Raw genomic sequence first — 13,474 nt, forward strand, 5'->3', positions numbered from 1 at the left:
TTCGCATCATTCCACTTTTTTGGCCGGTTATAAAATAGCGGAACTTGTTATATTAAAATGGTATTTTTATCAGTTTTCCGGCTCTGTATCCCCATTTCTGCCGCTGGTTCAAGCCACTTGCATCTCATTTATGATTCTCGGAAACACCCCTGTAAGAAATAGCCTATTAAAATTTAAGGTAATGTTAAGGATAAGATTATTTCCCGATAATGTTCACTCACTATAATGGAGAATAGTGAAGGAGTGACTCGTATGCGGGCGGTATGTCTGAATGAATTTATCAGTCTTTTTAAAAGCATCAAGTCGATTATTGTCATTATTATTATGTTTTGGGTGAGCTATAAGACTGCAGGATTGATCGAACAGGCGCCTGCGGACTTCGTGCGCGAATTGGATTTAGGAAGCGATGCAAACGCAATCGGAACGGCGGTTATTGTTTTTGCTCTCGGTTTCCTGTTTATCGCTGGACTTTCCCATGACATGATCAACCGCGAAGTCCATGCCCGGACGGTCAGATTTCTTGTGACGAAAACCTCGCGGATCAAGATCATTCTGGGAAAGTTTTTTGGCGTCTGGCTGTTTTGGTTTTTCTGCATGCTCGTTTCGTACACCTTGGTGATGATCGCCTCAAAAGAGTTTTTATGGATGAGTTATGCAGACAGCATGGCGTTTCTTACAGCTGCAATCTCTTTGAACCTTTTATTTTCCATCGTGATTTCAAGGCCCGCCATGTCCATGTTTTTCGGAATCGTGTTTGCGCTCGTCTTTCCCGCGGTCAGCTTATGGACTGTTTATTCAGAGAACGGCATGATCACCTGGTTTAAATATTTAACACCGTACTATTACTCCGTACTGGGCGGTTCTTTTGTTTTCATCAACTTTGTCTACGCGGCCATCGTTCTTTGCGGTGCGATCGTTTTGTTTAAAAGGAGAGATTTATAATGGATGTGGTGATCGAGGCAAAAGGGCTGATGAAAAGCTACGGGGCTAAAACCGTCGTCAATCATGTCGACCTCCAAGTCGAAAAAGGAGAGATTTACGGTTTCCTCGGCCGTAACGGTGCGGGGAAATCTACGTTCATGAATATGATCACAGGCATTATCGAGCCGACAGCCGGCAGTTTTCTGCTGTTAAATGATGCTTCGATTGAAAACGTCAAGCATCGCATCGGCGTTTTACCCGATTATTTGACCCTCTATGATTCAATGACAGCAGTCGGGCATTTGAAGTATTTTGCAAAGCTGAACGGACAAGCCGTATCGACTGAGCGGTGCGAAGAAGTCTTAGAGAGAGTTGGGTTCACTGAGCATGCTGAAAAAAAATCGGGCGCCTATTCATTCGGTATGAAAAAAAAGCTCGGCATCGCCCAGGCGATCATCCACGACCCCGAGCTCATCTTTTTGGATGAACCGACATCAGGTGTCGATGCCGAATCGGCCCTGCACATTCAAAAGCTGATTATGGATTTGCAAAAAGAAGGTAAGACGGTATTTATGACATCACACAACCTGCATGAGATAGAGAAAATCTGTACGCGAATCGCCATCATGAAAAACGGCCGCATTTTAATAGAAGGCACGCTCGATGAATTAAGGAGGCATTTCATGTCGAACATAAGCGTTCACATTCGCCATTCGACTATTCCCGATCAGCATTTCGGCCTGATCGACCGTTTTCTTGAGTCAGCTGGTGAAAACGTTCAATTCAATCACCATGAGATTTCGATCACCGTCAATTCAGAAGAAAAAATTCCCGCCATTGTCAGAGTATTAACAAACTGCAAAGTGGGAATCTACAGAATTCACGTCGATGAACCGTCGCTTGAAGACATCTTTTTGGACAGCTCTGAGGAACGCGTTGTTTCTTGACAGAAAGAATTTGATAGGAATGAACCCGGATCTGTTCGGGCATCATGCCTTTAGTCTTGCAGATGCGAATGGCGTCAATGGATAGATCTATTAAATGCCCGAACAAAAAAACGCCTTTGAATAAAGGCGTTTCAGCGTGTCGACAAACCCTCGCATTCGTTGTCAGGCCTGCGCGTCGGTGCTCACGAATCCCAACATTCGCTGCGCTCCGATGCTCGGCCTTCCTAGACTGCAAGGTTTTTCAATCACGCTGAAAGGATGACAAAATCCCAAAACAAAAAGCCGCTTTGGGATTTTGTCAACAATCTGAAACGCCTTTGAATAAAGGCGTTTTCCATAAGGGGTGCTCGGTTTCTAGTATTTCCCCAAAATCGACATGTCGCCGGTCGTTTCTTCATCAATGACATTTCCGTCTTGGTCCATCTTGACGAAATACCTGCCTCCGTTTGTTACGTTTTTGTACTCGGTTTCCGATGTACCGTCATCGTTTTGTGTGAATTCAAATTGAACATCAGCGATAAGAGTGTTGCTGTTGAGGTCGACATAGTAGGAATGGAAGCTGACATGGCTCCAGTCGTCTTTTTCGGCGGGGATGTCTGATATGACGCCGACTTTTTCAGCGGGATCATTGACAATCACGCCGTAATCCTTCTGCAAATTGCCGGTTTCGATATCATCATTGTTTAAAATCTCTTTCATCTGGCTAAATTCAGCATCTGTAGGTGTTGTATATCTGTCTTCAGGAATGTTTTTCGCAAAGCTTACGGACGATGAACCAAAGACGAGCGTCAATACGGACAAGATCACCATAAACGAAAGTTTTTTCACGTTCTCTTCCTCCTTTAGCTGAAGTGATGATTCGGTTCACACTCTATCATCGTTAAAATATTTTGTAAAGTTTGAATAATATTTCAATTTAACTATTTTTTTCGGGGGAAATCCGCCGATTTTTATATTTCCCTCTTTTGGGGAATGCTCCATCATCATGAAAGTTGTGCATATCTTCCCTTGTATTTTCCAATGGAAAAGGCGATTTTCCTTGAAAAAAGAGAAAAATTTTAATTTTTATTTTTTGGCAGTGGATTTGATGTTGACAAAGTCAAGATCGGCACGTATATTATATGAATATATTTCAGGCAGAAGAAAACACAATGAACGGGAGCAGTAAAAGATCGGCATTGGCAAAGAGAGCTGCGGGTAGGTGCGACGCAGACCAATGAACCTTTGAACTCGCCCGGGAGTGGACTGGCTAAAGGACGGACATCAATTCCTGAGGACATTACGATTAACCTTCGTTAACAGGTTTGCACAGTATGGCTGTGCATCGCAAAGCTGGATTCTTGGCATAGAATCAAAAAGAGTGGTACCGCGGTAAGCTTCAAAGCTCATCGTCTCTTTATCTTCAAATCGAAGAGGGAGACGGTGAGCTTTTTTCATTTTACTAGAGGAAGTGAACATAGATGGAGAAAGACATGCAGAAGCTCGAGCGCACAATGACATCGCGGCATATTATGATGATGGCATTGGGCGGAGCCATTGGAGCAGGATTATTTAAAGGAAGCAGCAAAGCGATCGATTTGGCGGGGCCTTCGGTCATGATCGCCTACTTGATCGGCGGCGTGATTTTGCTGTTTATCATGCAGGGGCTTGCCGAGATGGCTGTCCGAAACAGTGAAGCCAGAACATTCAGGGATCTCGTTCAATCAATATTAGGTCCGTATGCCGCTTATTTTTTAGACTGGATATACTGGAAAATGTGGGTTCTCAATATTGCGGCAGAGGCTGTTGTCGCCGCGATATTTTTGCAGTACTGGCTGCCGGGGCTGCCGATCTGGGTGCTGGCGCTGTTCGTTTCACTCGTCATTACGAGCGTGAATTTGCTTTCTGTCAAAAGCTTTGCCGAGACGGAATACTGGCTTGCCCTTATTAAAATCACAGTGATTGTCGTCTTTATTATATCCGGATTTATCTTGTTATTTTTCTCTTTTGGACAACACTCAGCTGTTGGTTTTACTCATTTGACAGACCATGGCGGCTTCTTCCCGAATGGCGCCGGAGGGCTGATTACAGCCATGCTAGTTGTGATATATTCCTACGGCGGAACCGAAATTATCGGGGTGACACTGGCGGAAACCAAAAACCCTGAGAAGGTCGTGCCTAAAGCTGTGCGTGGAACGTTGACGCGCATTATTGCTTTTTATCTTCTGCCGTTTTTCGTGATCGTCAGCTTGATTCCATGGAATCAAGTCAACGGTGTGTCGGAGAGTCCTTTTGTTATGGTCTTTAAGATGATCGGCATTCCCGGAGCGGATCATTTGATGAATGCGGTCATTTTACTGGCGGTCATTTCTTCGATGAACTCAGGGCTTTACGGCGCCTCCCGAATAATGTATACACAGGCATCAGACGGAAGAATGCCGAAAATCTTTTCGAGACTTTCCATGAGAAAAGTGCCGGTTTATTCGATTCTATTGTGTACTTCTTTCTTATACTTGGGCGTATTGTTTTCACTGTTTGCCGGCAGCCAAACGTTTGAATATTTGATGGGGTCTCTCGGCTATACCGTCCTTGTGATCTGGATGCTGATTGCCGCTGCCCATTTAAAATCGAGAAAACGGAATCAAACAGCGGGGAACGGCTACTATGTCAAATGGTTCCCTTATACGACTTGGCTGGCAATCATTTCACTGACAGCGATACTGATCGGTGTCATCCTGACCACATCGATTGTCATTACATTGGTGACGGCGGGAATCTATCTGCTCATTAGCGCTGCTTATTTCTTTAAAGGAAGGAACCAGACAGCCGGCCAAACGTCCGCTTCTTAAAAAAAGGCTTGCCTCCGCAGGGAGGCAAGCTTTTAACACATTAGTTCGATTTTTTTCGAACTAATTTCTTTTATTCACCTGAACGATTATGTTATCGTCTAATTACATGACCACTACACTTCAGGAAGAAGGAAAGACAATGTCAAAACAGCATTTCAAAAATACGAAGTATTCCGTATTAAATCTGTCTCCTATCGTACAAGGCGGAGATGCGGGACAATCTTTTAAACAATCTATGGATTTGGCGCAGCATGCCGAAAGATGGGGATACCACAGGTTCTGGCTGGCTGAACACCATAATATCGAAGGCGTTGCGAGCTCGGCTACCTCTGTTTTGATCGGTTATATCGCCGGGGGCACCAAGAAGATGCGCATCGGTTCGGGAGGGATTATGCTGCCGAACCATTCCCCGCTCGTTATCGCCGAACAGTTCGGAACGCTTGAATCCCTTTATCCAGGCAGAATCGATTTAGGACTGGGGCGCGCTCCGGGTACGGATCAATTAACCGCCCGCGCATTAAGAAGAAATATAAGCAGCGGGGAGGATTTTCCCGAGCAGCTTGAAGAACTCCGCCAGTATTTTAAGCCGTCCGGCAATGTAAGAAATCACGTGCGCGCCATACCGGGCGAAGGGCTTGATGTGCCGATTTGGCTTCTCGGTTCAAGCGGATTCAGCGCCCGGCTTGCCGGGGAACTCGGTTTGCCGTTTGCATTTGCGGCTCATTTTTCGCCGGCCAATACGCTGCCTGCCTTGGAACTGTACCGCAGCTCGTTTAAGCCGGGCGTCTTGGAGGAGCCTTATGCGATGGTCGGGGTGACCGTGATCGCAGCCGATACGGACGCGCAAGCGCAGCGCCTTGCAACATCGCACTATCAGAAGTTTTTGGATCTTGTCCGCGGCGCCCCGACTCAGCTTAAGCCGCCTGTAGATGATATGGATCAGATTTGGACGCCGCGTGAAAAAGCGATGGTGAATGAGCAGCTCAGCTCAACGATCATCGGTGGGCCGGACACTGTGAAAGAAAAGCTTGAAGAATTCATCCGTACGACTCAGGCGGACGAGATCATGATCAATTCAGAAACGTTTGACCATGCTGATAGACTTCGCTCGTTTGAAATCATTGCAGATGTCTGGAAAAATGGATAAACGGCAACAAAGCAACGGAACGGAAAAACCGCCCGTTGCTTTTTTTTTGAGTACGTACTTTAGCAATATATTTATTTTTGAAAATAGACGAAGATGAGGGACGGTACCATCCTGTACGCGAGCATCGACCTCCATCCGGTATTACACCCCATTCAAACGTCCCAGAACATTGGACAGCCAGATTCATTTTGAATATTTCCGGTCCGTAATACGCAATGGCATTCATAGTTTTTTTTCATTGAGGCACGTTTTCATGAAATATGTATAGTATAGAAATCAACAGGGACAATAATTAATACAGATGTGTGAACATTCGCGCGAATGTTGTCGAAGAATTGATTCTTAACAGTTGAATAAACATTTTAACCCTGTTACAATAAGGAATGTAAGCAGGAGCAATTTTTTTTGGCTGAGGTGGGACGTTTTCAGTCACTACGGGACATTATTTGTCCAGGATGAGATGAAAGGAACGTTTTGGCATGAATCAACTAATACAGGCTCAAAAAAAATTATTGCCGGATCTTCTCGATGTCATGCAGAAAAGGTACAAAATTTTGCAGTACATAAGGCTGACTGAACCGATCGGCAGAAGAAGCCTTGCCGCCAGCCTCGGCATCAGCGAGCGGATTTTAAGGGCGGAGGTTCAGTTTTTAAAAGAACAAAATCTACTAGAGATTAAAACAACCGGCATGATATTGACACTTGAAGGATCCAACCTGCTGAAAGTTCTCGAAGATACGATGAAGGATGTTTTAGGTTTAACCCATTTGGAAAATACATTAAAAGAGAGGTTGAACCTCGACGAAGTCATCATTGTATCGGGAGACAGCGACCAGTCCCCATGGGTCAAAAAAGAGATGGGGAGAGCGGCCGTCGCATGCATGAAAAACAGGTTTACGGGGGAAAATATCGTCGCCGTAACCGGAGGTACGACGCTTGAGGCCGTGGCAGAAATGATGACGCCTGACTCGAAAAACCGCAAGCTGCTTTTTGTTCCGGCAAGAGGCGGGCTCGGCGAAAACGTCAGGAATCAGGCCAATACGATTTGCGCCCATATGGCTGAAAAAGCTTCCGGTACATACAGACTGTTATTTGTGCCGGGTGAGCTGAGCAAAGAAGCATATTCTTCTATCATTGAAGAGCCTTCTATTAAAGAAGTGCTTCAGACAATTCAATCGTCCAGTATGGTGATCCATGGAATCGGGGATGCTAAAACAATGGCAGAACGAAGAAATACACCGAAGGAAGATTTGAAGAAAATAGAAGAAAATGAAGCGGTTGCAGAAGCGTTCGGCTACTATTTCGACCGCCACGGAGAAGTCATTCACAAAGTGCACAGCGTTGGCATCCAGCTCGAAGATCTTGATTCAATCCCGAACATCATTGCGGTGGCGGGAGGCTCGTCAAAAGCGGACGCGATAGAGGCGTACTTCAAAAAGCCGCGCAACACGGTTTTGATCACTGATGAAGGAGCCGCGAAACAGTTATTAAGGGAAGCTTCTTCCCTCAATATAAATTAAATATCTCTTATTTACTTAAAGGAGGAAATCATCATGGCAGTAAAAGTCGGTATTAATGGTTTTGGTCGTATTGGACGCAATGTATTCCGCGCAGCATTAAATAATCCTGAAGTTGAGGTTGTAGCAGTTAACGATTTGACAGACGCTAACATGCTTGCTCACCTATTACAATATGATTCAGTACACGGAAAATTGGACGCAGAGGTTTCTGTTGACGGAAACAACCTAGTTGTTAACGGTCAAACAATCCAAGTTACAGCAGAGCGCGATCCTTCTAAACTTAGCTGGGGCAAACAAGGCGTTGAAATCGTAGTTGAATCTACTGGTTTCTTCACAAAACGCGCAGACGCGGCGAAACATTTGGAAGCCGGCGCGAAAAAAGTTATCATCTCAGCTCCTGCGAGTGAAGAAGATATTACAATCGTTATGGGTGTTAACGAAGATAAATACGATGCGGCTAACCACGATGTAATCTCTAACGCATCTTGCACAACAAACTGCCTTGCGCCGTTTGCAAAAGTTCTGAACGACAAATTCGGCATCAAACGCGGTATGATGACAACTGTTCACTCTTACACAAACGATCAGCAAATCCTGGATCTTCCGCACAAAGACTACCGTCGTGCGCGTGCGGCAGCTGAAAGCATCATTCCTACAACAACTGGTGCAGCGAAAGCCGTTTCTCTTGTACTTCCTGAATTGAAAGGAAAACTGAACGGCGGAGCAATGCGTGTTCCAACACCAAACGTATCACTTGTTGACCTGGTTGCTGAACTTGACAAAGAAGTAACAGCAGAAGAAGTAAACGCAGCGTTTAAAGAAGCAGCAGAAGGCGAACTTCAAGGCGTTCTTGGCTACAGCGAAGAGCCGCTTGTTTCTAAAGACTACAACGGCAATGCAAACTCTTCTACAATCGATGCTCTTTCTACAATGGTTATGGAAGGCAGCATGGTTAAAGTTATTTCTTGGTATGACAACGAAAGCGGATATTCTCACCGTGTAGTTGACCTTGCCGCTTACATCGCAAAACAAGGTCTTTAATCCGGAAACCAGAATCAGACTTGGTTCTTGATGAGAGAAGCGCTATAATGAAAGCGGACAAGGGAAGGGGACACACACTCCCTTTCCCTTTTTCCATATCGGCGCCAATTAAGCCGCCCGGGGATTTCCGTTTTCAGGCTTGTAAAACATTAAAAGGAGGATCTCCTAAAAGCCATGAACAAAAAATCAGTAAAAGACATTGATGTAAAAGGCCGTGTTGTTTTCTGCCGTGTTGACTTTAACGTTCCGATGAAGGACGGAAAAGTGACGGATGATACGAGAATCCGCGCCGCACTTCCGACGATTCAATACTTAACAGAGCAGGGAGCGAAAGTTCTTCTTGCAAGCCACTTGGGCCGTCCGAAAGGCCAGGTTTCAGAAGAGCTTCGCTTAACGCCGGTAGCCGCACGCCTCGGCGAACTGATCGGCAAAGAAGTGAAAAAAGCGGATGAAGCTTACGGCGACGCCGTAAAAGCGCAAATTTCCGAAATGAAAGACGGAGATATTCTCGTATTGGAAAATGTCCGCTTCTATCCGGGAGAAGAAAAGAATGATCCTGAGCTGTCTAAAGCGTTTGCCGACCTGGCTGACGTTTATGTCAATGATGCATTCGGGGCGGCTCACCGTGCCCATGCTTCAACAGCAGGTATCGCTGAACACCTTCCGGCTGTTGCAGGCTTCCTCATGGAAAAAGAGCTTGAAGTGCTGGGCAAAGCACTGTCTAACCCTGAACGTCCGTTTACAGCGATCATCGGCGGCGCAAAAGTAAAAGACAAAATCGGCGTGATCGAAAGTCTTCTTGAGAAAGTAGACAACCTGATCATCGGCGGCGGTCTTGCTTACACGTTCGTTAAAGCGCTGGGCCATGAAGTAGGAAAATCCCTGCTTGAAGAAGATAAAATTGAATTGGCTAAATCTTTCATGGACCGCGCCAAAGAAAAAGGCGTGAACTTCTACATGCCTACAGACGTGCTTGTTGCTGACGATTTTTCAAACGACGCCAACACGAAAGTCGTGCCGGTCAGCGAAATCCCTAGCGACTGGGAAGCCCTTGACATCGGGGAGGAAACAAGAAAAACATATGCTGACGTCATTAAAAACAGCAAGCTTGTTGTTTGGAACGGACCGATGGGTGTATTCGAACTCGATGCGTTCGCTAAAGGAACAAAAGCTGTCGCTGAAGCTTTAGCAGAGGCAAAAGATACATACTCTGTCATCGGCGGCGGAGACTCTGCAGCTGCTGTAGAAAAGTTCGGCCTTGCTGACAAAATGAGCCACATTTCAACAGGCGGCGGAGCTTCCCTTGAGTTTATGGAAGGAAAAGAACTTCCTGGCGTCAAAGCATTGAACGACAAGTAAGCAAAATATACAGCATAAGGAGTGGAGCACATGAGAAAACCAATAATAGCCGGTAACTGGAAGATGAATAAAGTGCTTTCAGAAGCTGTCAGCTTCGTTGAAGAAGTGAAATCTTCCATTCCCGCAGCAGATAAAGCAGAAGCTGTTGTCTGTGCGCCTGCACTGTTCCTTGAAAAGCTTGCATCAGCTGTTAAAGGTACAGATCTGAAAGTCGGCGCGCAAAACATGCACTTTGAAGAAAGCGGTGCTTTCACGGGTGAAATCAGCCCTGCGGCTTTGAAAGACCTCGGAGTTGAATACTGCGTCATCGGCCACTCCGAGCGCCGCGAAATGTTTGCTGAAACGGATGAAACGGTCAACAAAAAAGCGCATGCTGCATTCAAATATGGCATCGTGCCGATCATCTGCGTAGGTGAAACGCTTGAAGAGCGTGAAGCAAACAAAACAAACGAGCTTGTTGCAGACCAAGTGAAAAAAGCACTTGCAGGTTTAACAACTGAACAGGTAGCTGCTTCCGTGATCGCTTATGAGCCGATCTGGGCGATTGGAACCGGCAAATCTTCAACTGCACAAGATGCAAACGAAGTATGCGCGCACATCCGCAAAACCGTTGCATCAGAATTCGGACAAGCTGCAGCAGACAGCGTCCGCATTCAGTACGGTGGAAGCGTAAAACCTGCGAACATTAAAGAATATATGGCCGAATCCGATATCGACGGCGCTCTTGTCGGCGGAGCAAGCCTTGAGCCGCAGTCTTTCGTGCAATTACTGGAGGCAGGTCAATATGAGTAATAAATTGGCCGCACTCATCATTTTGGATGGGTTTGGACTAAGGGACGAAACAGTCGGAAACGCCGTAGCCCAAGCGAAGAAACCGAACTTTGACCGCTATTGGAACAAGTATCCGCATCAGACGCTGACAGCTTCAGGCGAAGCGGTCGGACTTCCCGAAGGACAAATGGGAAACTCTGAAGTCGGCCACTTGAACATTGGCGCCGGACGGATCGTCTATCAAAGCCTGACGCGCGTCAACGTCGCAATCCGTGAAGGCGAATTTGAGCGGAACGAAACGTTTTTAGACGCGATGAAACACGTCAAAGAAAAAGGCACAAACCTCCACTTGTTCGGACTGCTGTCTGACGGCGGAGTACACAGCCACATTCAACATTTGTACGCACTCTTGAAGCTTGCGAAAAAAGAAGGCGTTGAAAACGTCTATATTCACGGCTTCCTTGACGGCCGCGATGTAGGCCCGCAAACAGCTGAGAAGTACATCAAAGAGCTTCAGGAGCAAATCGAAGAAATCGGCGTCGGCGAGATCGCAACATTGTCAGGCCGCTATTATTCAATGGACCGAGACAAGCGCTGGGACCGCGTCGAAAAAGCGTACCGCGCCATGGCATACGGAGAAGGACCGAAATATGAAAATCCGCTCGATGTCGTGAAAGATTCTTATGAAAACGGAATTTACGATGAATTCGTCATTCCTTCCGTCATCACGAAAGAAAACGGCGAGCCTGTTGCGACAATCAAGGACAACGATGCGGTCATTTTCTACAACTTCAGACCTGACCGGGCGATCCAGATTTCCAACACGTTCACCAATGATGACTTCCGCGATTTCGACCGCGGAGACAAGCATCCGAAAAACCTTCATTTCGTCTGCTTGACACATTTCAGTGAAACGGTTGACGGGTACGTGGCATTCAAACCGGTCAATCTCGACAACACAGTCGGCGAAGTTTTATCCCAAAACGGGCTGAAGCAGCTTCGCATCGCTGAAACTGAAAAATATCCGCATGTTACGTTCTTTATGAGCGGCGGACGCGAAGAGAAATTCCCGGGCGAAGAGCGAATCTTAATCGACTCGCCTAAAGTTGCAACATACGACTTGAAACCTGAAATGAGCGCATATGAAGTAAAAGATGCGCTTGTCAAAGAAATTGAGGCTGAAAACCATAACGCGATCATCCTCAACTTTGCCAACCCTGACATGGTCGGACATTCAGGAAAAGTCGAGCCGACGGTCAAAGCAATCGAAGCGGTTGACGAGTGCCTCGGCGAAGTCGTTGATGCGATTCTTGCAAAAGGCGGCCACGCGATTATTACGGCCGACCACGGTAACGCAGACGTGCTGATTACCGAAGAAGGCAAGCCGCACACCGCACATACGACAAATCCGGTTCCTGTCATCGTCACAAAAGAAGGCGTGACATTAAGAGAAGGCGGAATCCTCGGGGATCTGGCGCCAACTCTTTTAGACTTGCTGGGTGTTGAAAAACCGAAAGAAATGACAGGATCGTCATTAATTCAAAAATAAGCTTTAAAGGAGAGAAACAAACATGCCATACATTGTTGATGTTTATGCACGTGAAGTATTAGACTCCCGCGGTAACCCGACGGTTGAAGTTGAAGTATACACTGAATCAGGAGCTTTTGGACGCGCGCTTGTTCCAAGCGGAGCTTCCACTGGTGAATACGAAGCTGTTGAGCTTCGCGACGGCGACAAAGACCGCTACCTTGGAAAAGGCGTTTTAACAGCCGTTAACAACGTAAACGAAATCATCGCACCTGAGCTTATCGGCTTTGATGTGACAGAGCAAGTATCAATCGACAAATTGCTGATCGAACTTGACGGAACTGAAAATAAAGGCAAGCTCGGCGCCAACGCCATCCTTGGCGTATCAATGGCCGTTGCCCGCGCAGCTGCGGATTTCTTACAGATTCCTCTATACCAATACCTTGGAGGATTCAACTCTAAAACGCTCCCAGTACCGATGATGAACATCGTAAACGGCGGAGAGCATGCGGACAACAACGTTGACATTCAAGAATTCATGATCATGCCTGTCGGTGCGGAAAACTTCCGCGAAGCACTTCGCATGGGAGCACAAATTTTCCACAGCTTGAAATCAGTTCTTTCTGCTAAAGGAATGAACACTGCTGTAGGTGATGAAGGCGGATTCGCTCCAAACCTTGGTTCTAACGAAGAAGCGCTTCAAACAATCGTTGAAGCGATTGAAAAAGCCGGCTTCAAACCTGGCGAAGAAGTGAAATTGGCTATGGATGCTGCATCTTCTGAGTTCTACAACAAAGAAGACGGCAAATACCATCTGTCCGGCGAAGGCGTTGTGAAAACATCTGCTGAAATGGTTGACTGGTACGAAGAAATGGTTTCTAAATACCCAATCATCTCTATCGAAGACGGACTTGACGAAAACGACTGGGAAGGCCACAAACTTCTGACTGAGCGTCTTGGCTCAAAAGTTCAGCTTGTCGGTGATGACCTTTTCGTTACAAACACGAAAAAACTTGCTGAAGGCATCAAAAACGGCGTCGGCAACTCTATCCTGATCAAAGTAAACCAAATCGGTACATTGACTGAAACATTCGATGCGATCGAAATGGCGAAACGCGCAGGCTACACTGCTGTTATCTCTCACCGTTCTGGTGAAACTGAAGACAGCACAATCGCTGACATCGCTGTGGCAACAAACGCAGGACAAATCAAAACAGGTGCTCCGTCCCGTACGGACCGTGTTGCGAAATACAACCAGCTTCTTCGCATCGAAGATCAGTTGGCTGAAACTGCTCAATACCATGGTATTCAATCTTTCTACAACTTGAATAAGTAAGCATAAAAAAAAGCTTGGCTGCTGATGCGGCCAAGCTCTTTTTTGTGTGAAAGCTTAATTTTTTCTTTACCCTGAC

The 13,474-nt window shown here is 46.2% G+C and carries 11 protein-coding genes, 1 pseudogene and 1 other annotated feature; of the genes and pseudogenes, 10 read left to right on the forward strand and 2 right to left on the reverse strand.

All coding sequences use genetic code 11. The features are described 5' to 3' along the window. The first annotated feature begins 252 nt into the window (after window positions 1-252). A complete protein-coding gene (locus tag M1E03_RS03470) occupies window positions 253-942 on the forward strand; it encodes an ABC transporter permease subunit (RefSeq protein WP_020453011.1) in 690 nt (229 codons plus the stop codon). Then, entirely contained in the window at window positions 942-1,868 is a 927-nt protein-coding gene (locus tag M1E03_RS03475; protein ID WP_023856326.1) for an ABC transporter ATP-binding protein, read from the forward strand. The genes M1E03_RS03470 and M1E03_RS03475 overlap by 1 nt, the downstream gene beginning before the upstream one ends. Window positions 1,869-2,222: 354 nt before the next feature. Here the strand turns inward: M1E03_RS03475 and M1E03_RS03480 are convergent, their stop codons facing one another. Continuing rightward, window positions 2,223-2,696: a hypothetical protein gene (locus tag M1E03_RS03480; RefSeq protein WP_023856325.1), complete on the reverse strand. Its 474-nt coding sequence runs from the start codon at window positions 2,694-2,696 to the stop codon at window positions 2,223-2,225. A gap of 314 nt (window positions 2,697-3,010) precedes the next feature. Continuing rightward, window positions 3,011-3,267 (forward strand) — a binding site (T-box leader). 61 nt (window positions 3,268-3,328) lie between these two features. Between M1E03_RS03480 and M1E03_RS03485 the strand changes: the two genes are divergently transcribed. Together M1E03_RS03485 and M1E03_RS03490 are read left to right on the forward strand one after the other, a co-directional pair. Next, window positions 3,329-4,696 carry an amino acid permease gene (locus M1E03_RS03485; protein ID WP_023856323.1) on the forward strand — a complete coding sequence of 456 codons (1,368 nt, stop codon included), beginning with the start codon at window positions 3,329-3,331 and terminating at the stop codon, window positions 4,694-4,696. A 139-nt stretch (window positions 4,697-4,835) separates the two neighbouring features. Next, entirely contained in the window at window positions 4,836-5,843 is a 1,008-nt protein-coding gene (locus tag M1E03_RS03490) for an LLM class flavin-dependent oxidoreductase (RefSeq protein ID WP_023856322.1), read from the forward strand. Window positions 5,844-5,932: 89 nt separating this feature from the next. Here the strand turns inward: M1E03_RS03490 and M1E03_RS03495 are convergent. After that, a pseudogene (locus M1E03_RS03495) lies at window positions 5,933-6,030 on the reverse strand (hypothetical protein); the annotation flags it as partial. 292 nt (window positions 6,031-6,322) lie between these two features. On the opposite strand from M1E03_RS03495, the gene M1E03_RS03500 reads away from it, so the two are divergent. From M1E03_RS03500 to eno, 6 genes are all read left to right on the forward strand, one after another. Beyond that, window positions 6,323-7,363 carry a sugar-binding transcriptional regulator gene (locus M1E03_RS03500; protein ID WP_020453006.1) on the forward strand — a complete coding sequence of 347 codons (1,041 nt, stop codon included), beginning with the start codon at window positions 6,323-6,325 and terminating at the stop codon, window positions 7,361-7,363. 33 nt (window positions 7,364-7,396) lie between these two features. Next, a complete protein-coding gene (gap, locus tag M1E03_RS03505; RefSeq protein ID WP_020453005.1) occupies window positions 7,397-8,404 on the forward strand; it encodes a type I glyceraldehyde-3-phosphate dehydrogenase in 1,008 nt (335 codons plus the stop codon). Window positions 8,405-8,578: 174 nt separating this feature from the next. Continuing rightward, a complete protein-coding gene (locus M1E03_RS03510) occupies window positions 8,579-9,763 on the forward strand; it encodes a phosphoglycerate kinase (RefSeq protein WP_020453004.1) in 1,185 nt (394 codons plus the stop codon). Between the two features lie 30 nt (window positions 9,764-9,793). Further along, a complete protein-coding gene (gene tpiA, locus M1E03_RS03515) occupies window positions 9,794-10,555 on the forward strand; it encodes a triose-phosphate isomerase (RefSeq protein WP_020453003.1) in 762 nt (253 codons plus the stop codon). Continuing rightward, window positions 10,548-12,083 (forward strand): 2,3-bisphosphoglycerate-independent phosphoglycerate mutase, encoded by a 1,536-nt coding sequence (gene gpmI / locus M1E03_RS03520; RefSeq protein ID WP_020453002.1) that lies wholly within the window; start codon window positions 10,548-10,550, stop codon window positions 12,081-12,083. The genes tpiA and gpmI overlap by 8 nt, the downstream gene beginning before the upstream one ends. 22 nt (window positions 12,084-12,105) lie before the next feature. Beyond that, a complete protein-coding gene (gene eno / locus M1E03_RS03525; protein WP_020453001.1) occupies window positions 12,106-13,398 on the forward strand; it encodes a phosphopyruvate hydratase in 1,293 nt (430 codons plus the stop codon). Window positions 13,399-13,474: the final 76 nt, after the last annotated feature.

The sequence above is a fragment of the Bacillus sp. PK6-013 genome, from assembly GCF_054161445.1.